16 protein-coding genes are annotated in these 19782 nt (G+C 46.3%); 11 read left to right on the top strand and 5 right to left on the bottom strand.

The window, feature by feature from the left end:
- Position 1: 1 nt before the first annotated feature.
- The 4 genes from ACE1OE_RS20175 (at position 2) to ACE1OE_RS20160 (ending at position 4045) form a co-directional block, all read left to right on the top strand.
- Positions 2-985, top strand: a complete 984-nt coding sequence (locus ACE1OE_RS20175; RefSeq protein WP_372059842.1) for a serine/threonine protein kinase — start codon at positions 2-4, stop codon at positions 983-985.
- A gap of 47 nt (positions 986-1032) precedes the next feature.
- On the top strand, positions 1033-1632 hold the full coding sequence (locus ACE1OE_RS20170; RefSeq protein WP_449212111.1) for a thiol:disulfide interchange protein DsbA/DsbL: 600 nt from the start codon (positions 1033-1035) through the stop codon (positions 1630-1632).
- A 282-nt stretch (positions 1633-1914) separates the two neighbouring features.
- Complete coding sequence (locus tag ACE1OE_RS20165) at positions 1915-2904, top strand: DUF2860 domain-containing protein (RefSeq protein WP_372059818.1); 990 nt, start codon at positions 1915-1917, stop codon at positions 2902-2904.
- 163 nt (positions 2905-3067) lie between these two features.
- Positions 3068-4045, top strand: a complete 978-nt coding sequence (locus tag ACE1OE_RS20160; protein WP_449212110.1) for a DUF2860 family protein — start codon at positions 3068-3070, stop codon at positions 4043-4045.
- Positions 4046-4089: 44 nt separating this feature from the next.
- Here the strand turns inward: ACE1OE_RS20160 and ACE1OE_RS20155 are convergent, their stop codons facing one another.
- Positions 4090-5613, bottom strand: a complete 1524-nt coding sequence (locus ACE1OE_RS20155) for a YifB family Mg chelatase-like AAA ATPase (protein WP_449212109.1) — start codon at positions 5611-5613, stop codon at positions 4090-4092.
- A gap of 491 nt (positions 5614-6104) precedes the next feature.
- Between ACE1OE_RS20155 and ilvG the strand changes: the two genes are divergently transcribed.
- From ilvG to ilvA, 5 genes are read left to right on the top strand one after another with little or no spacing between them, the layout of a single operon-like run.
- Positions 6105-7751, top strand: a complete 1647-nt coding sequence (gene ilvG, locus ACE1OE_RS20150) for an acetolactate synthase 2 catalytic subunit (RefSeq protein ID WP_449212108.1) — start codon at positions 6105-6107, stop codon at positions 7749-7751.
- On the top strand, positions 7751-8032 hold the full coding sequence (gene ilvM, locus ACE1OE_RS20145) for an acetolactate synthase 2 small subunit (RefSeq protein WP_102470035.1): 282 nt from the start codon (positions 7751-7753) through the stop codon (positions 8030-8032). Before ilvG ends, ilvM begins: the two co-directional genes overlap by 1 nt.
- A gap of 13 nt (positions 8033-8045) precedes the next feature.
- Positions 8046-9008, top strand: coding sequence for a branched-chain amino acid transaminase (locus ACE1OE_RS20140; protein ID WP_102470034.1), 963 nt, complete (start codon positions 8046-8048; stop codon positions 9006-9008).
- Between the two features lie 12 nt (positions 9009-9020).
- Positions 9021-10862 (top strand): dihydroxy-acid dehydratase, encoded by a 1842-nt coding sequence (ilvD, locus tag ACE1OE_RS20135; protein ID WP_449212107.1) that lies wholly within the window; start codon positions 9021-9023, stop codon positions 10860-10862.
- A 3-nt stretch (positions 10863-10865) separates the two neighbouring features.
- On the top strand, positions 10866-12404 hold the full coding sequence (gene ilvA, locus ACE1OE_RS20130) for a threonine ammonia-lyase, biosynthetic (protein ID WP_449212106.1): 1539 nt from the start codon (positions 10866-10868) through the stop codon (positions 12402-12404).
- Between the two features lie 81 nt (positions 12405-12485).
- Here ilvA and ACE1OE_RS20125 read toward each other — a convergent pair whose 3' ends face one another.
- Both ACE1OE_RS20125 and punR read right to left on the bottom strand, forming a co-directional pair.
- Positions 12486-14153 (bottom strand): sensor domain-containing diguanylate cyclase, encoded by a 1668-nt coding sequence (locus ACE1OE_RS20125; RefSeq protein WP_449212105.1) that lies wholly within the window; start codon positions 14151-14153, stop codon positions 12486-12488.
- 87 nt (positions 14154-14240) lie between these two features.
- Complete coding sequence (punR, locus tag ACE1OE_RS20120) at positions 14241-15143, bottom strand: DNA-binding transcriptional activator PunR (protein ID WP_449212104.1); 903 nt, start codon at positions 15141-15143, stop codon at positions 14241-14243.
- Between the two features lie 140 nt (positions 15144-15283).
- On the opposite strand from punR, the gene punC reads away from it, so the two are divergent.
- Positions 15284-16489 (top strand): purine nucleoside transporter PunC, encoded by a 1206-nt coding sequence (gene punC, locus ACE1OE_RS20115; protein ID WP_102470029.1) that lies wholly within the window; start codon positions 15284-15286, stop codon positions 16487-16489.
- 42 nt (positions 16490-16531) lie between these two features.
- On the opposite strand, the gene ACE1OE_RS20110 is transcribed toward punC, so the two are convergent.
- On the bottom strand, positions 16532-17308 hold the full coding sequence (locus ACE1OE_RS20110) for a transporter substrate-binding domain-containing protein (protein ID WP_102470028.1): 777 nt from the start codon (positions 17306-17308) through the stop codon (positions 16532-16534).
- A 92-nt stretch (positions 17309-17400) separates the two neighbouring features.
- Here ACE1OE_RS20110 and ACE1OE_RS20105 point away from each other — a divergent pair, with 92 nt between their 5' ends.
- Positions 17401-18144 carry an amino acid ABC transporter permease gene (locus ACE1OE_RS20105; RefSeq protein WP_102470027.1) on the top strand — a complete coding sequence of 248 codons (744 nt, stop codon included), beginning with the start codon at positions 17401-17403 and terminating at the stop codon, positions 18142-18144.
- 79 nt (positions 18145-18223) lie between these two features.
- Here the strand turns inward: ACE1OE_RS20105 and glmU are convergent, their stop codons facing one another.
- On the bottom strand, positions 18224-19585 hold the full coding sequence (gene glmU, locus ACE1OE_RS20100; protein WP_449212103.1) for a bifunctional UDP-N-acetylglucosamine diphosphorylase/glucosamine-1-phosphate N-acetyltransferase GlmU: 1362 nt from the start codon (positions 19583-19585) through the stop codon (positions 18224-18226).
- Between the last annotated feature and the right edge of the window lie 197 nt (positions 19586-19782).

Genomic DNA, 19782 nt, shown 5'->3' with positions numbered 1-19782 from the left:
CATGACAGAGCAAATGTTTAACTTCGATGCGTTAACACCAGACTTTATGTGGTATGCACTAGAAAGTATCGGCGTTCGCGCAGAATCCGGGCTCCTTCCCCTTAACAGTTATGAAAACCGGGTCTACCAATTTACCGACGAAGATAAAAAACGATTCGTCGTAAAATTCTATCGCCCACAACGTTGGACATTGGCACAAATCCAAGAAGAACATGAGTTTGCACATGAACTTGTGGAACATGATGTACCCATTTCTGCGCCACTGGTCATCAATAATCAATCCATTCATGAGTATAACGGCTATTGGTTCACGCTATTTGCCAGTGAAGGTGGTCGACAGTTCGAGGTGGATAACCTCGAACAATTAGAATGGGTCGGACGTTTTCTGGGTCGCATACATAATGTTGGCGCAGCAAAACCGTTTGAGCATCGACCGACCATTGGGCTAGAAGAGTATTTATATCAACCCAGAAAGCTGCTGCAATCTTCAACGTTCATCCCATCACATCTTGAGAACGCCTTCTTTAGTGACCTCGACATGCTGATCGCTCAAATAGAAACACACTGGGAACCCAGTCAGATGATTCGCTTACATGGTGATTGTCACCCCGGTAATATTCTTTGGCGTGACGGCCCCATGTTTGTCGATTTAGATGACGCTCGAAATGGACCTGCAGTTCAAGATTTATGGATGCTGCTAAGCGGTGATAGACAAGAAAAAATGATGCAACTAGATGTGATTTTAGAAGGCTATCAAGAGTTTAATGATTTCCCTTCGAGTCAATTGAAACTAATTGAGCCTTTACGCGGTCTACGTATGGTGTATTACATGGCTTGGTTGGCTAAACGCTGGCATGATCCTGCTTTCCCTCTGGCTTTCCCATGGTTTAACGACCCTAAATACTGGGAAGGACAAGTACTGGGCTTTAAAGAGCAAATGGCAGCATTAAATGAAACGCCGCTTTCATTACAGCCACAGTGGTGACACACTAATGAATATCGTTACGGAATGAATTCTACATGGAGACAACAATGAAAAGATTTATCGCACTATTCGCCACGCTGCTCGTCACTCTTGGCGTTAGTGCCGCTCAGTTTGAAGAAGGCACTCACTATAAAGTGCTAGAAACAAAGCAATCAACCAAACCAACCGTTACTGAATTTTTCTCTTTTTATTGCCCTCACTGTAATAGTTTTGAGCCAATCATTGAGCAATTAAAAACTAAAATCCCAGCCGACGCTAAATTCCAAAAGAACCACGTGTCATTTATGGGTGGTAACATGGGCATGTCGATGAGCAAAGCTTATGCGACGATGATTGCCTTGAAAGTTGAGGATAAGATGGTTCCTGTCATGTTTAACCGCATCCACAACATGAACAAGCCTCCTCGTAACGACGAAGAGTTACGTCAAATCTTTATTGATGAAGGCATAGACGCGAAGAAGTTTGATTCGGCATTCAAGGGCTTTGCTGTCGATTCAATGGTGCGCCGCTTTGATAAGCAATTCAAAGACAGTGGACTTTCTGGCGTTCCTGCCGTTATCGTCAATAACAAATACCTGGTTGAAGCAGGTGGTATACAATCACTAGACGAATATTTTGAGCTGGTAAATTTCTTATTGAAGAAGTAACCACGATCTCCAGCTATTCAATGTAAAGACAAAGCCGAGCCAATATGCTCGGCTTTGTCTTTTTTATCTTATCGTTCTACATTTTCCTTTCTGATACGGGCTTAGCCTACCCATAAACATGCCTATTAACGACAACCTATCCATTTATGCGCCATACACTTCAATGCTTTTTAAATTGTCTTGTTACCCACATAAAACAAGCTTATGCTAAACCAATAACATAAGGTAAACATATAATTACATTTGTTATTAACGATATTCAGAATCGAAGAAGGAACCAATATGAAACCGACATGGAGTGTCTTAGCGGTTGCAGTCAGTCTCGTATCAACAACCGCTGTTGCCAAGTTAGGCGAGAGCAATGGCTTCAGTGGTGAGATTGCCATCAACGCGGCTTACAGCAGTAAAACATCCAACCTCACGAATACCGATGACGATTACCGTGTATATACCGGCGGCCAACAAGAAGACAGTGGTGCCCTCGTTCTCCCGTTAGGTAACGTGCAATATACATTTGGCTCAGCGTCAAACCATCAGGTTTTCTTAGGTACCTCTCGAGCCGATATCGCGGTCGGTACCGTTGCACTCGAAGCGGGTTATAAATATCTTTTCAAAGACCGTACTAAAATCAGTTTTGCTATTTTACCAACCATACTGGAAGGCGAGGTATGGAAAGACCCATATATGGATGGCACCCGAAGTACCACCAATGAGAAGGGCACTGCATACCGTATGCAGATCGACAATATTGCAGGGTCTTTATTCAGCCTCGATTTAGCCTATGGTAAGCGTGAACTTGACGAAGAAAAGTCGGGGCAAGATGCGAGTGTAGGCCTAACGGATGAACAAGCTCAGATGCTCAACCGCAATGCTGATATCCTCTATGGTAAGTTTAAAATGATGCTACCTATCAGTCGCGAAGTCTTGCTCTATCCTGCTCTTATTTACACGCAGCAAGATGCAGAGGGTAGTGCAATGAAGCACAACACCTATGGGGCTGAGATTTCGTCTTTTATGTCTCTTGGGAACCACAAGTTGGCACTAACCGTCGGCTACCTCAAACGTGACTTCGATGCCGCCAACCCGATTTACGACGTGACCCGTAGCGATGATGAGTGGAAAGCCTTCCTTGCTTATGAGTATCCGGGCATCTTCTATTCGGACAATGTCTCGTTGGTTGCATTCAGTGGCTTCACCAATAGCACCTCTAATATTGCCTTTTATGAAGAACAAAACTGGATCACGGCAGTGGGTGTGAACTGGGAGTTCTAATCACCTGACCAATCATTCACCACTCCACTATAAACAAGATAAATCAATGGTTTAGAATTAACAATCTAAGCCATTTTTTATTTTATAAATGTGACTAAAATCAATGGTAAATACCAACGAACGGCGTAATCTTAGCCCCCTTTGAACCGACCAGATCCCATATATGCCTCGCTCACACTGGATGATTATCGCCTTCATATCCTCAACCCTAACTATTCCAACTTATGCTGCACTGCGAGATACCTCAGGCTTTAGCGGTGAACTTTCTTTGAGCAACGCGATCATAGGAGAGAAGTCGAACCTTGTTGCCAGTAATGACCCGGCAATAACGTCAACGACCGAGGCTCATGATGAATTCTGGCTTCCTTTAGGGACATTACGGTATACCTACGGCACTCAATTAGACAAAGAATGGTTTATTGGTAGCTCACGGAATGACATCGCGGTGGGCACGTTCATCCTCGAAGGCGGATATCGGCAACAATTGCCAGACACTAGTGTCATGACGTTTTCTTATCTCCCAACCGTTATCGGAGAACCCATCTGGAGTAACCCTTATGTGGAGTCGAGCCAATTAAAAGCGGCAGAGGCCACTGGTGATGCATTTCGCTTTCAGTATGAAAATATTGCCGGCACCCCTTTCACTCTAGATATGGCCTATGGCAATCGAGTTATCGATGAAGAACGATCCGCCTATAACCTTACAAATGTGTACGCAAAAGACTTCAATCGGAACAGCGACCTTTACTATGCAAAGGGCTCTTATACCCTATCAGCCACGGAGCAGTGGACACTGTTTCCATCGTTGATTTACCTCAATGATGACAGTCAAGGTTCATCCTTAAGGAATCAAGGGGTTGGGACCGAGCTCACCACACTGTTTATTTATGATCAGCATAGTTTTGCTGCCACATTAAGCTACATGAATCACGAATATAAAGGTCAAAACACTATCTTCGAGCAATCAAGGCGAATCGATGAAAAGTACAGCGGGTTTTTCGCATACGAGTATTTATCATTGTGGAATATCGATACCCTTTCGCTCATTTCATTGTCTGGCTACAATGCGACAGACTCCTCGATCGCCTTTTATGATTCATCAGATTGGATCACCTCAATAGGTATGAACTTCTCTTTTTAACGTGTTAATTTTTAAATTAATAAACAAAAAAGACGATGTCTATTTTATACCGCTTGTGCCGTCAGTTGTTTTAATAGTCGGTCCATCGCTCGATACCCCAACGCTTCGGCTAAATGAGCCCGTTGAATATCCGGTTCATTCGATAGGTCAGCGATGGTTCGAGCGACTTTAATGATTCGATGATAGGCGCGAATAGACAATCCTAAACGGTGTAATGCATTTTCCAAAAACTCAGCGTCTGACTTGGCAAGATGACAGTAGCGTTCAATCTCTCGGCTTTGTAATAAGGCATTGGCTTTGCCAGAGCGAGTCACCATCTTAGTTCTGGCTTCCATCACTCGTGCTTTTACTTGTGTGGTTGATTCTCCCCGATCGCCCCCCTCCGCCAACACACCCTTGGGCAATAAGGGGATCTCAATCGACATATCAAAACGATCCAATAAGGGGCCGGATAATCGCCCTAAATAACGAAGTATTGCTTGCGGTGCCACCCTAGCTTGATTCTCATCGTAGTAGCCAGTTGGACTGGGGTTTAATGCCCCCACTAACTGAAAGCGAGCGGGAAAGCGAGTCTTCCCCTGCGCTCGGGAAATAACAATTTCACCCGATTCCAAAGGCTCTCGCAAGGAATCCAGCACCTTACGCTCAAACTCTGGCATTTCATCAAGAAACAACAACCCATTGTGTGCTAAAGATATTTCTCCTGGTCTTGGTATGGTTCCCCCGCCCACCAGCGCGGCCATTGAACTAGAGTGGTGTGGCGATCGGAAAGGCCTTTGCTTCCAATTATCCTCATTGATTTCTTGCTGAGTAAGAGAGCCAACAGAGGCCGTCTCGATCGCTTCTTCATCACTCATCATCGGCAATAAATCACGCAGTCGAGAAGCAAGCATCGTTTTACCTGTCCCTGGCGGTCCAAGAAACAATAGGTTGTGATTTCCTGCCGCCGCAATCTCCAGCGCCCGTTTACCTTGCTGCTGCCCAATAATGTCTTGTAGATCGCGTATATCCTCCGACTGCGTCTTGAGTGGCGGCGAAGTGGCCAGCGTCAAGGCTTGTTGTCCCATTAAATGAGCGCACACCTCTAGTAACCCGGACGCCGATTTATGCTTGTCTTTACCAACCAAAGCAGCTTGATTGGCATTCCCTTCCGGTACGATAAGTTGGCGAGCTGATTTATCCGAGGCCAATGCTGCAGGTAACACGCCTTTAACGGACCGCAACGAGCCCGACAATGCCAACTCACCAATAAACTCATGCTGTTGCAACAAGGTCTTGGGCAATTGATCCGAAGCAGCCAAAATACCCAATGCAATCGGCAGATCAAAACGCCCCCCTTCTTTGGGCAGATCAGCCGGCGCTAAATTAACGGTGATCCGTTTTGCAGGGAATTCAAAACGAGAATTAATAATGGCGCTACGAACCCTGTCTTTAGACTCTTTTACTGTTGTCTCAGGCAACCCAACCAAGGTAAAACCTGGCATACCATTACTGATATGCACCTCTACCGTTACTAGCGGTGCTTCCACCCCAACACTGGCACGGCTGTAAATAATCGATAATCCCATGAATTTCCTTTTTTCACCTAAATTAGTCAGTTAAACCCATCAAAAAGCAGAGTTTTATAAATAGAACATGTTATATAGCCTGATTTGATGCTGATTAAATGTGAAAAAAGAATGAGGTTTTGCTTGTCAGGTAACAGAAATATGTGATACCACTAAGGACGCAGACATTTTCGTTCAACATAAAGCAAACGATTAGATATTAGAAATGACTTTTAGTGCTTACGCTCACACTCTGATTACCCTGATTATTGTGGTCCTGATTAGGAACACACGGGGGAATATGGGCGGAAAATAGCCGCAAGATTCTAAAAACCCCCGCACTGAAAAGTCCGGGGGTTTTTTTACAAGTTGTAAAACAAAAATTTGATGACGATCACGAAAGCGAGTCCAGTCTCGTAAAGATGATAAAAACGGAAGAATATGGGGGCACACTATGTGCAGTCGAACGATAAAAAACCGCTACTCATTATGCGGTCTACAAGGAGGAAGCAATGACAGGAGCTGAATTAGTTGTTGCAGCGCTAGCGCAACAAGGTATTAAGACTGTGTTTGGTTATCCCGGTGGGGCAATAATGCCCATCTACGATGCGCTTTATGATGGCGGTGTAGAACACATTCTTTGCCGACACGAGCAAGGCGCAGCCATGGCAGCCATCGGAATGGCTAGAGCGACTAAGGATGTCGCTGTATGTATGGCCACTTCAGGCCCAGGCGCCACTAACCTCGTTACCGGCCTTGCCGATGCTTTCCTTGACTCCGTCCCTCTCGTCGCCATAACTGGCCAAGTAGCCAGCTCTCATATTGGTACCGATGCTTTCCAAGAAATGGATGTGATTGGTATGTCACTTTCTTGTACCAAGCATAGCTATCTAGTGACCGACATCCATGACCTTGCTCCTACACTTGCTGAAGCATTTGAGGTGGCAAAAACAGGACGACCTGGCCCGGTTATTGTTGATATAGCGAAAGATGTTCAACTTGCTCAAACGCCTGTTGATGTGCTGCCCGCTTTCACACCTCCAGCTATTCCCGTCGCAAGTCCGGAACAAATGCAACTGGCACAACAAATCCTCAACCAAAGTTCTCGTCCAGTATTGTACGTAGGCGGTGGGGTACAGTTAGCGGATGCCACAGAGTCGGTTCGTGAGTTTTTGCGCCTAAACCCGATGCCATGTGTGAGCACACTTAAAGGGTTGGGTACGGTTGAGCGACACGATCCACATTATCTAGGCATGCTCGGTATGCACGGCACCAAAGCGGCAAACCTAGTCGTACAAGAAAGCGACTTGCTTATCGTCGTCGGCGCGCGGTTTGATGATCGAGTGACAGGTAAGCTGGATACATTTGCACCACATGCTAAGGTCATTCACATCGATATCGATGCTGCTGAGTTTAATAAACTGAGAACAGCCCATGCCGCATTGCGTGGCGATATCAATGTTATTTTACTTCAGCTTGAGCTGTCGAAAGACCTGGCACCATGGGTTCACCATAGTGAAAGCCTACGCAGCGGATTTAAATGGCGCTATGACCACCCAGGCGACCTGATTTTTGCTCCACTACTTCTGAAGCAATTATCCGACATGATGCCAGAGTCTTCGATTGTCTCGACCGACGTAGGCCAACACCAGATGTGGGCTGCACAGCACATTCAGCCAAGAATGCCGGAGAACTTCATTACTTCTGCCGGGCTGGGCACCATGGGCTTTGGACTGCCAGCAGCTATGGGCGCAGCAGTAGGTCGACCTGACGATCAATCTATCCTAATCTCAGGTGATGGCTCATTCATGATGAATGTCCAAGAGCTAGGCACGCTTAAGCGTCGCCAAATCCCTGTAAAAATGGTGCTCTTGAATAACCACCGCTTGGGTATGGTAAGACAATGGCAGTCACTCTTTTTTGATGGTCGACACAGTGAAACCATCCTAGATGACAACCCTGATTTCGTGATGCTGGCTAAAGCGTTCGATATTCCAGGTAAAACCATTACTCGAAAAGAAGAAGTCGAGCCGGCATTGAAAGAAATGCTAGCAAGCAAGACCGCATACCTTCTTCATGTCCTCATCGATGAAGAAGAGAATGTATGGCCATTGGTACCACCAGGTGCCTCAAACAGCGAGATGTTGGAGAACACCTAATGAACCGATACCTACTAGACATTAAAGCCGATGATAAAAGCGTCCTACTTGAACGAGTACTGCGCGTCATTCGCCACCGCGGGTTTATCATCAAGCAAGTCGCTGCAACACAAAATCATGAAAGCAAGATTGCCAGTGTAGAGATTATCGTTGATAGTGATCGTCCTATTTCTACGCTGATTAATCAGATTGAAAAACTCTGGGATATTCGTACTGTTGACGTCACTGAGCTCAAAACTAACCAGCTGACCAATCACAACCTACAAGAACAAAGTGCATAAGGAAGAACGCTAAATGGCTACAAGTACAGCAGATTTTATTTGGTTTAATGGTGAAATGGTTCCATGGGCTGAGGCAAACGTTCACGTCCTGACTCATGCGATGCACTATGGTACGTCAGTTTTTGAAGGAGTGCGTTGTTACAACACACCGAAAGGTCCGGTTATTTTCCGTCACCCAGAGCATGCAAAGCGCCTTAAGAATTCAGCAAAAATTTACCGCTTCCCAATTCCTTATACGGAAGAAGAAATCATGGAAGCAACGCGCGAGACCGTGCGTCAGAATAAACTAGAATCAGCCTATATTCGCCCACTCGGGTTTGTTGGTAATGTCGGTTTAGGTGTCTGCCCTCCTGAAGACTCAGTGATGGAATTGATTATCGCAGCTTTCCCTTGGGGTTCTTACTTAGGTGAAGAAGCCCTAGCCAATGGCGTAGATGCTATGATCTCAAGCTGGAATCGCGCCGCGCCAAATACTATCCCAACCGCAGCAAAAGCTGGTGGTAACTACCTGTCTTCTTTACTTGTTGGTGGTGAAGCTCGTCGCCATGGTTATGATGAAGGCATCGCTCTCAGTGTCGATGGTTACCTATCTGAAGGTGCTGGCGAGAACATCTTCGTCATCAAAGATGGCATCATCATGACACCACCAGCCACCAGTGCGATCCTACCGGGTATTACACGCGACAGTATTATGACCATGGCCAAAGACATGGGCTATGACGTTCGCGAAACCAACATCGCTCGTGAAGCGCTGTATCTTGCTGATGAGATTTTCATGACCGGAACGGCGGCTGAAATTGTGCCCGTCCGCTCTGTCGATAAGATTGAGGTTGGCGAAGGCAAACGCGGTCCAATAACAAAAGTCATGCAAGACGCTTACTTTGGCCTATTCAATGGCACAACTGAAGATAAATGGGGTTGGCTTGACTACGTTTACCCTCAAGATGCCGACACCAGCAACGCAGCTGAAAAATAAGGAACGAGTACAATGCCTATCTATAGATCCGCGACCACAACACATGGACGCAACATGGCTGGTGCCCGCGCACTTTGGCGTGCCACTGGTGTAAAAGACGAAGATTTTGGCAAACCAATCATTGCCGTCGTGAACTCATTTACTCAATTTGTTCCTGGCCACGTTCACTTAAAAGACATGGGCCAACTGGTCGCCGGCGAAATTGAGAAAGCAGGCGGAATCGCCAAAGAATTCAACACGATAGCTGTCGATGACGGTATCGCGATGGGCCATGGTGGTATGTTGTATTCACTGCCATCACGTGAGCTTATTGCAGATTCTGTGGAATACATGGTGAATGCGCACTGTGCAGATGCGATGGTTTGTATCTCTAACTGCGACAAGATCACCCCAGGAATGATGATGGCGGCAATGCGCCTTAACATCCCTGTGATCTTTGTTTCCGGTGGCCCAATGGAAGCCGGTAAAACCAAGCTTTCTGATCAGATCATTAAGCTGGACCTGGTTGATGCCATGATCCAAGGTGCCGATCCAACTATTTCTGATGAGCAAAGTGAGCAAGTAGAGCGTTCTGCGTGTCCAACATGTGGATCATGCTCTGGCATGTTTACAGCCAACTCGATGAACTGTCTAACGGAAGCATTAGGCCTTTCTCAACCGGGTAACGGCTCCATGCTCGCGACTCACGCCGATCGTGAGCAGTTGTTTATCAATGCCGGTAAACGCGTCGTCGAATTGACGAAACGCTACTATGAGCAAGATGATGCCTCAGCATTGCCACGTAATATTGCGAATCGTGCTGCATTTGAAAACGCGATGGCTTTGGATATTGCCATGGGCGGTTCAAGTAATACGGTATTGCACCTGCTTGCTTCTGCTCAAGAAGGTGAGATTGCGTTCGATATGGATGATATCGATGAGATGTCTCGTCGTGTGCCTCATCTTTGTAAGGTGGCACCGTCCACACCGAAGTACCACATGGAAGATGTGCACCGTGCGGGTGGCGTGATGGCCATTCTTGGCGAACTCGATCGTGCAGGGTTATTGAACAGCGATACTCGTACCGTACTTGGTCTTTCAATGAAAGAACAACTGGCACAATACGACATCATGCAAACCGAAGATGAAGCGGTGCTTAAATTCTTCCGCGCAGGTCCTGCCGGCATTCGCACCACCAAAGCCTTTTCTCAAGATTGTCGCTGGGATCGTCTTGACGATGATCGTAAAGACGGCTGTATCCGCACCAAAGAAAATGCTTTCAGCCAAGAAGGTGGGCTGGCAGTGTTGAGCGGCAATATCGCTTTGGATGGCTGTATCGTCAAAACAGCCGGCGTGGATGAAGGAAGCTTAATATTCCGCGGTCCTGCCGTCGTATTTGAAAGCCAAGAAGATGCGGTAGACGGTATTTTAGGCGGTAAAGTCAAAGCCGGTGATGTCGTTATCATTCGCTATGAGGGACCGAAGGGTGGCCCTGGTATGCAAGAAATGTTGTATCCAACGACCTACCTAAAATCAATGGGACTAGGCAAAGAGTGTGCTTTGCTAACGGATGGACGCTTCTCAGGAGGCACATCGGGCCTTTCTATTGGTCATGCGTCACCAGAAGCCGCAAGCGGTGGCACTATTGGTCTCGTCAACGATGGCGATATCATTAATATTAATATTCCAGAACGTTCGATCACTCTGGATATTTCTGACGAAGAGCTGAGTGCTCGTCGTGCCGCTCAAGATAAGCTCGGCTGGAAGCCAGCGAATCGTGAACGTGTCGTTTCTCTCGCACTAAAAGCCTACGCAAGTATGGCTACCAGTGCAGATAAAGGCGCGGTAAGAGACAAGTCTAAGCTCGAGGGATAAGACATGAGTGAAGCCAACCATTACCCTAGCACTGGCGCAGAATACCTGCGACAAGTACTGCGGGCTCCTGTCTATGAAGTCGCGACCGTTACTCCGCTTCAAGACATGCCTCGACTCTCAGCGCGTATTAGCAACCACGTGCAGATCAAGCGAGAGGATCGCCAGCCGGTACACTCATTCAAGCTGCGTGGCGCTTACAATATGGTTGCCAACCTGACTGAGGCTCAAAAAAATGCTGGGGTGATCGCGGCTTCTGCGGGCAATCACGCACAAGGCATGGCGTTATCTGGTACAAAATTGGGCATCAGCACCACGATTGTGATGCCCAAGACCACACCCGATATTAAAGTCGATGCGGTAAGAAGCTTTGGCGGAAAAGTGGTCCTTCATGGTAACAACTTTGATGAAGCAAAAGCAGAAGCTGAACGCCTGTCGGCAGAGTATGGTTATACCTTTGTTCCTCCTTTTGATCACCCACTGGTGATTGCAGGGCAAGGAACGATTGGCATGGAAATGCTACAACAAAATGGCCACCTTGATTATATCTTTGTTCCTGTTGGAGGCGGCGGTTTAGCCGCTGGCGTTGCCGTACTCGTCAAGCAACTCATGCCAGAGATAAAGATTATTGCTGTCGAGCCGGAAGATTCAGCCTGCCTTAAAGCCGCGCTTGATGCTGGTGAGCCTGTCGCCTTGGATCGAGTGAGCATGTTTGCTGACGGTGTCGCGGTTAAAATTATTGGTCAGGAAACCTTCCGCTTATGCCAACAGTACATTGATGGCCATATCACGGTATCCAGTGATGAGATCTGCTCTGCGGTGAAGGATATTTTCGAAGATACCCGTGCCATCGCTGAGCCTTCGGGTGCCCTTGCATTAGCAGGCCTGAAAAAATTTGCTGAACAACATGCACTCAAAGATAAAAAGCTCGGCACGGTTTTATCCGGAGCTAACACCAACTTCCATGGTTTGCGTTATGTATCAGAACGTTGTGAGCTTGGTGAGAAACGTGAAGGGTTACTTGCCGTCACCATACCAGAGCGACAAGGTGCCTTCTTTGAGTTTTGTAACATCATCGGTGGCCGGGCGGTGACAGAGTTTAACTACCGCTACAATGACGACAAACTGGCAAATATCTTTGTCGGTGTGCGTCTTGCTGGGGGTCAGGAAGAACTGGCAGGCATCATTAAAGATTTAGACACTGGAGGATATCCAGTCGTCGACTTGTCTGATGATGAGATGGCGAAGCTGCATGTGCGTTATATGATTGGTGGTAAGCCTTCTAAGCCACTTAAAGAGCGATTGTATAGCTTTGAGTTCCCAGAATATCCTGGTGCGTTGCTGAAGTTTCTGAGCACACTGGGCACCCATTGGAACATCAGCCTGTTTAACTATCGCAACCACGGTGCGGACTATGGTCGAGTACTGTGTGGTTTTGAGTTGCAAGATAGCGATCTTGCGGAGTTCTCACAGCACCTCAGGGAGTTGGGCTATCAATGCAAAGATGAAACCGATAACTCATCGTATCAATTTTTCCTTTCTTAAAGGAAATAAGACCCGTTATTAGCATTGGGAATACACAAAAACGCCTCGTCTATCGAGGCGTTTTTTTATGGTTTTATCGGGCTACTGATTCTCAACCAATCCGAGCTCTGGAGACTTAAACTCATTGTACTGCTGATAATTCACCACCCTATCTCTACCTTGGTCTTTAGCTAAGTACAACGCTTTGTCGGCCATTTTAATCAATGCCTCGATATCAGAAGCGGGCTCAGGGTAGGTCGCGACACCAATAGAGACACTCAATTGCCCAAGTGATAATCCTTTATGCTCTAGGTGCATCGTTCTAATAAGGGTAACAATGTTATCGGCATATTGCGTTGCATCATTCATATCGCAATGCGGCAGTATCACCGCTAACTCTTCACCACCGAGTCGACAGGCTATTTCATCATCAGCTACGGTTCTTTTCAGTAGAGAACTGATCTCTTTAAGTACATAATCACCGGCATCATGACCGAAGTTGTCGTTAAAACGCTTAAAGTGGTCGAGATCTAACATCAATAGAGACAAAGACTCACTGCTAGTAGCTGAATTGTTGGTGTGTTCCGTTAGCTTTTGTTCGAAGAAGCGTCGGTTATACAAGCCGGTCAGTGGATCGCTCAGGGCTTGCGAGCGCAATTTTTCTTGCAAGCTCAGGTTTGCCAAGGCCAAGCCAAGGTGCTCTGCCACACTATACGCGAGCTGTGTCGTCAGCTCATCAACGCCAATGTCGCCCTGACCAAAGTACAAATGCATGATGCCAATCGTATTACCATGTGCCGTTAATGGGATGCACAGCGTCTGATTATTATCAATCGATGACATGTGTTCGCAGGAAAGATGGTGAAACTCTTCAATCGATAAATGACTGCGCCCTTTACGTAGTGACCAGCATTCATCTGGAGAAAAACTTTTGCTGCCGGGCCACGACTCCCCCCAATCGAGTTGATTCACAAGCTGGTTTCTTGATGAGCGCATCAACGAGATACTGCCATTAACCTTACCTAGAATACGCGGCACGATATCTTCTACCACCCGCTGAGCTTCAACTAGGTTATTACAAGCCGCCAGCATATTGGCTAATCGATGCATCAACTCTATCTCAAGCGTGCGCTGACGAATCCGTTCATCTTGTTTATTTTTCTCGGCTGTCACACTGAGTATAATTTGGCGGTGGCTTAGTAGCGACGTGCCAATAAGAATAGCAATACTGAGTAGCGCCAATCCAACTAAGATACTCATCAGTTGAAATGTCATACTTTTTAGGTGATGCATCGGCACGGATAACACCACAACATAGTCTTGCTGGTCGATGTTCACTTTTCGAGACGAATAAAGAAGGTCGACCGACAGTACAGAGCTGAATCGAACATCCTCTCCAGCCCCTGACTTCCATGCCTGAAGAAATTCAGGACGGTTGGCGTGACTATCAAGATCAACAAGCGCTCGGTCAGACAAAGCCGTATCCCCAACCACCACACCATCATGATTGATCACTTGTATGCGAGTATCCGTATCCGCTTGGGTCAGATCACCAATATAGTCATCAATTTGACCACTATTGGTAAAACTGGGATTGTCTTCATGGATCTCATAGATCACATCCGTCAGTAATGATTCCGTACTTCGGCTTACTGACTCATAAACTAAACGCTCTAAGGTTATACTGAACCCATATAAGCCCCCTACCATCACAACAGAGAGCGCGACAATCGGTAAAAGCTGCCATTTCCTATCGACCAACGTTGACATCTCACACCACCAACTTACAGAACACCATGTTAATAACTGACAAAGTAGCGGTATTTTTAATCAAGGGCAACTAGAATATTGAATCTATCAATACTTAAGCCAATCTGAGTGCAATTGCGATGATGAGCCGAGATAATCCAACATCCATTGGATCAGTTTATTACTCTCATCTTTACGCCAAACCAAACAACATTGACTATCTATCGAATCACCCGTTATTACGCGTTCCACCAGCAAGCCTTCGTTGATCAGCGGTACCGCGATGTGGCGAGGCATGTAACCGATACCCACTCCATTTTTAAGGCACTCTATCGCCGAATACCAGTTAGGCAATAATAATCGGCGCTGGCGATCGCTATGCCGCGTATGGCGCTTGGGTAAAACTCGCGAGGTATCATCAAGGCAAATCGCAGGAAACTGACTGGCAAACTCTTCATCTAGGTGGGTTGCCATCGCACACGGATGATTTGGTGCCATCACCAATGCCCATGTCAGGTCTCCCATCGGTCGCACGCCATACTCCCCACTAACAGGAATAGCAGAAGTCGCCCCAATAACAATATCGGCTCTTTGCTCTGATATCGCCTCCCATGAGCCATTGTAAACCTCCATATTGATCTGCAGTTCAGCTGACTCAAATTCTGCGTAAAAGTCTTCGATTAGCTCAGAGAGCTTGTCAACTTTCACGATGTTGTCCAAGGTCAGCTTTAACCGCTTTTGCCAGCCAGAAGCTGCACGACGGGTATGATGGGTCAACTCATCCATTTGCCGTAACAACCGCCTTGCTTCGGCGATAAACACCTCTCCTGCAGGCGTCAATTCAACGCGACGAGGAAGCCGTCTAAACAGCGGAGTGCCAATCTCTTGCTCTATCTGGCGTACACTGTAGCTGATCGCTGAAGGGACTTTATGAAGGGCGACAGCCGCCGCACTAAAGCTTCCAAGCCGAGCGATCATATCTAACATTTCGAGTGAGGGGCGAGAGTACACAACTTACCTTTCAAAAATTTTGATTCATAACCACAAAATATAGCGTTTTATTTTTAATTATTCCAAAAATAGAATACAGCACATAAACAGTATGGGCTGTATACAGCTCATTCCTGTGAAAATATTTCAAAGGAATAGTCATGAAAATCTCTAAGCTGCAACTTATCTACCTGTCGATCCTGTCTATGTTGGGCTTTATTGCCACTGATATGTATCTACCTGCCTTTAAATTAATTGAGCAGGATTTTTCAACAGGCCCAGAACAAATCGCCTTGTCTTTGACCGTATTCTTAGTCGGTATGGGATTAGGGCAATTCGTTTGGGGATTGGCCAGCGATCGCTTTGGTCACAGAAAAACCTTGTTTGCTGGTTTAGCGATTTTCTCCATCGCCTCTATCGGCCTTGCTTGGAGTCAAGAGGTGTGGCAACTATTGTCACTAAGAATGCTGCAAGCCGTAGGCGTATGTGCGCCAGCCGTGATTTGGCAATCGATGGTTATCGATAAATTTGATAAAAAAACCAGCCAACAAATATTCGCGACCATCATGCCACTCGTCGCGTTGTCTCCTGCGCTAGCACCGCAGCTGGGCGTACTGTTAACCGAGCTTTGGGGTTGGCACAGTATTTTTGTGGTACTGGCGATTACAGGCGCACTGCTTGCTGCTGTGACACTATCAATAAAAGATCACACCTCAACAAAGAAAAAATCAACCTCTGTATCAGCGGATCTTAAAAGCTTAATAGGATCAAGAGACTACGTGGGTAACGTCTTAATGTATGCGGTTGCATCTGCGGCATTCTTTGCATACCTAACAGGGATGCCTGAGATAATGAGTCAATTAGGCTACTCAGGTAAAGAGATTGGCTTAAGCTTTATCCCACAAACAATCGCCTTTATGGTGGGTGGTTATATGGGCAAGAAGCTGGTGGCGAAGCTTGGTGATGAAACAGTATTAAAGCAGTTACTTGGCCTAGAAACCGTTGCAATCTTACTTGTTTTTGTCGCTTGTCAGTGGCAACTCACCACTGTTTGGCCAATCCTAGCGCCATTTTGTTTACTTGCTGTTGCCAATGGTGCCCTGTATCCAATCGTTGTTAACCGAGCACTGTCAAGCGCCCCCCATTGCTCGGCAACAGCCGCTGGTCTGCAAAACAGTATTCAGATCGGTATTAGCAGCCTAGCGAGTGCTCTTGTTGCGACTTTTGCTATCGTGGCACAAACGGCCGTTGGCTATGTCATCTTAGGTTGCCTAGCGCTAATGTGGCTAGGGTACCTCATAGCAACGCCAGCTCTAACTAATGAGCTAACAATTCCTGATAACTCACGTGTCGTGAATGACGAGTAAATAAAAAAAGGGCGATAATATCGCCCTTTTTACTCTTGTTTCCTAAAGACTTTTCAAGCCCCACTTTTCTGCAGTTTCGTCAAAAAATCCTTGTGTCTTTTTCAACTCAACCCAATGGTTAACATAGTTTATCCACACCTGATCGGTTTGCGGCAATAACATCGAAATAGGCGTGGGTTTACGTGGCTCTTTTACCGGAACAATAGCCAGCTGCTTAAATTTAGTCACAAGTGTCGCCGCTTCGACATTAGAGGTTACGGACACATCCGCTCGGCGAGAGAGAAGTTCTTGGAAATCACGGGCAGGCGCTTCAATAACAATGTGCTCAGCGTTAGGGAAGAAATCCTTTACCATTTTTTCTTGTACCGTACCGAGCGTTGCTGCGACTTTGACATCAGGTTTATTAAAATCAGCCCAGTCTGAATATTTCTCAACATCTTTTTTCTGAACAACCGGCACGAATGCCAAATAAAAATACGGCTGGCTATAACCCGCGACTTTAGCTCGAGACATGTTTAGTGACGCACTACCGGTAATATCATATTTATTCGCGGTGATCCCGTTCACCAATGTTTTCCAATCTGTCGCAACGTACTCCACCTTCACGCCGAGATCCTTGGCAAGTTCAGTAGTCACATCAATATCAAACCCTTTGTATGAGTTAGTTGCTGGATCCTTCATTGTCATGGGGTTCCAATCACCCGTGGTACCCACGCGCAATACACCCGTGTCCAAAATAGCTTGTAACCGGCTGGTTTGCGCTGAAACCTGACCGATAGATAAAACGGCAATAACAACACCCAGTATCCACTTCTTCATTAAATCATCCCTAAATTTATTAAACACAAATGCTTCATCCTTGATAACATAGCAGTAACAGATGGATTTTTCAGGATATTTTAAGGACGATTGTGAGCTATCGAATACTTGTTATGGTGCTGTGCTTACCGTTGCTGTCAGGCTGTTCCGATTACGAATGGGGTTGGTATGTATTGAACCCGACCACCGAACAGGGTCAGATAAACATAAAATTCTTACTGGCTGGTTTTAAGGATACGATTTATGTTTCCTTACTCAGTATGCTCTTCGCGATGACGATTGGTCTACTGGTGGCCTTTCCCGCCTTGTCCAATAACACTTGGTTAAAATCCATTAATCGAGTGTATGTAGAAGTGGTACGTTCCATTCCAGTACTGGTGTTACTACTGTGGGTTTATTATGGTTTGCCGACACTGATGGATATCTCTCTCAATCATTTCTGGGCTGGCGTCATCGCCCTTACGATTGCAGAGAGTGCCTTTATGGCAGAGGTTTTTCGCGGCGGGATTCAAGCGATTAGTCGAGGTCAACATGAAGCTTCAGAGTCTCTTGGTCTTAATTATTGGCAAAAAATGCGCTTGGTGATATTGCCACAAGCTCTTCGGCAAATACTGCCGCCGCTAGGTAATCAGTTTGTCTATATATTGAAGATGTCGTCACTCGTCAGTGTTATCGGACTCAGTGACCTCACCCGCCGTGCCAATGAGCTGGTGGTAAATGAGTACTTACCTTTGGAAATTTATACCTTCCTTGTACTCGAATACCTAGTGTTGATCTTACTGGTATCTCAATCCGTGCGCTGGTTAGAAAAACGCATTGCGATCCCTAGTCATTAACGCTCATCAAGCCTTGCTCGTAAGGGATAAGTAAAAAAAATGGCCTCATAATGAGGCCATTTTTTACGATTAAGGAACGCTATTTCTTCTTAACTGGACGCAGCCAATTAGCAATTCTACGCTCTTTTGCGCGAGTGATGACTAACTCACCTTTTTCTACGTCTTTCGTTACCGTTGCTCCAGCACCGACCGTCGCACCCTCGGCGATCGTAACAGGTGCAATCAACTGAGCGTCAGAGCCCACAAATACGTCATCACCAATGATGGTCTTGAACTTATTTGCCCCATCATAGTTGCAGGTAATCACGCCAGCACCAACGTTTACGCGTTGGCCAATTTCAGCATCACCAAGATACGTCAAATGGTTGGCTTTAGAGCCCTCGCCTAGACAGGTATTCTTCACCTCAACAAAGTTACCCACATGAGCGTCATTACGTAAATCAGCACCCGGACGAAGGCGACTGAACGGACCGACAGTACATGCTTCACCCACCGTCGCACCTTCAATCACACTGTATGGACGGACGACTGTATTATCATCAATTTCACAGTCTTTTAAGACACAACCCGCGCCGATCACAACATTATCACCTAAGGAAACCGAGCCCTCGATAATCACATTAACGTCAATCTCCACATCCATACCACATTGAAGCTGACCGCGCAGGTCAAAGCGACTCGGGTCACGCAGCATCACGCCTTGTTCTAGTAAGGTTTGCGCTTGCATGGATTGGAATGCACGCTCTAGTCTAGCCAATTGTGCTCTGTCATTCACGCCTTCGACTTCAATCGGGTTAGCAGGGTGTACCGCTTCAACAGCACGCCCTTCTTCGTGTGCAGCGGCAATGACGTCAGTTAAGTAATACTCACCCTGAGCGTTTTCATTGCTTAAGCCCGATAACCAGCGCTTCAGATCCCCACCCGTTGCGACCATGACACCGGTGTTGATCTCTTTAATTAACTTCTGTTCTTCCGTTGCATCTTTTTGCTCAACAATGGCGACGACAGGGCCATTTTTACGCACAATACGTCCGTAGCCCATCGGATTATCAAGTACGACCGTGAGCAAGGCAATACCGCCTGTAGGCTGTGCATCAAGCAGGTTTTCAACCGTTTGCTCTGAGATCAACGGCACATCACCATACAAGACAAGGACTTTTTCATCGTCTTCAAAGTGCGGAGAAGCCTGATCAACCGCATGACCGGTACCAAGTTGATCGGCTTGTAGTACCCAGTTTACCGACTCTTCACGAAGCGTACTTTGCATAAGTTCGCCGCCATGCCCGTAAACCAAATGGACATTTTGTGACCCCAAATTCTGACAGGTATCGATGACATGTTTCACCATCGGTTTTCCCGCAAGGGTATGTAATACTTTTGGTTTGTTTGAATACATACGGGTACCTTTACCCGCCGCAAGCACAACTGCACTAAATTTCATTATTATTGACCATCTGACGTTAATTTAAGCTGAATCCATTCTAACGATGATTGAGCTGAATGTTAATTTTGTTGCGATACATTTTTGCTTTAAGTATTAAAACTAGTCATATAACGTAGTTGAATACGCAAAACAACAATGTATATAAGAAAGTGCTTATATAGCAGCCGCATACAAGGTCGTTGCATATAAAGCAA

This window comes from Vibrio sp. E150_011 (genome assembly GCF_053544015.1).
The sequence above is the reverse complement of the archived record's forward strand: the minus strand, read 5'-3'. Positions and strand labels throughout refer to the sequence as shown.

Excerpts from the sequence above, each read along its gene's own strand:
- ACE1OE_RS20175 (WP_372059842.1), top strand. The coding sequence starts at position 2 with ATGACAGAGCAAATGTTTAACTTCGATGCGTTAACACCAGACTTTATG.
- ACE1OE_RS20170 (WP_449212111.1), top strand. The coding sequence starts at position 1,033 with ATGAAAAGATTTATCGCACTATTCGCCACGCTGCTCGTCACTCTTGGC.
- ACE1OE_RS20165 (WP_372059818.1), top strand. The coding sequence starts at position 1,915 with ATGAAACCGACATGGAGTGTCTTAGCGGTTGCAGTCAGTCTCGTATCA.
- ACE1OE_RS20160 (WP_449212110.1), top strand. The coding sequence starts at position 3,068 with ATGCCTCGCTCACACTGGATGATTATCGCCTTCATATCCTCAACCCTA.
- ACE1OE_RS20155 (WP_449212109.1), bottom strand. The coding sequence starts at position 5,613 with ATGGGATTATCGATTATTTACAGCCGTGCCAGTGTTGGGGTGGAAGCA.
- ilvG (WP_449212108.1), top strand. The coding sequence starts at position 6,105 with ATGACAGGAGCTGAATTAGTTGTTGCAGCGCTAGCGCAACAAGGTATT.
- ilvM (WP_102470035.1), top strand. The coding sequence starts at position 7,751 with ATGAACCGATACCTACTAGACATTAAAGCCGATGATAAAAGCGTCCTA.
- ACE1OE_RS20140 (WP_102470034.1), top strand. The coding sequence starts at position 8,046 with ATGGCTACAAGTACAGCAGATTTTATTTGGTTTAATGGTGAAATGGTT.
- ilvD (WP_449212107.1), top strand. The coding sequence starts at position 9,021 with ATGCCTATCTATAGATCCGCGACCACAACACATGGACGCAACATGGCT.
- ilvA (WP_449212106.1), top strand. The coding sequence starts at position 10,866 with ATGAGTGAAGCCAACCATTACCCTAGCACTGGCGCAGAATACCTGCGA.
- ACE1OE_RS20125 (WP_449212105.1), bottom strand. The coding sequence starts at position 14,153 with ATGTCAACGTTGGTCGATAGGAAATGGCAGCTTTTACCGATTGTCGCG.
- punC (WP_102470029.1), top strand. The coding sequence starts at position 15,284 with ATGAAAATCTCTAAGCTGCAACTTATCTACCTGTCGATCCTGTCTATG.
- ACE1OE_RS20110 (WP_102470028.1), bottom strand. The coding sequence starts at position 17,308 with ATGAAGAAGTGGATACTGGGTGTTGTTATTGCCGTTTTATCTATCGGT.
- glmU (WP_449212103.1), bottom strand. The coding sequence starts at position 19,585 with ATGAAATTTAGTGCAGTTGTGCTTGCGGCGGGTAAAGGTACCCGTATG.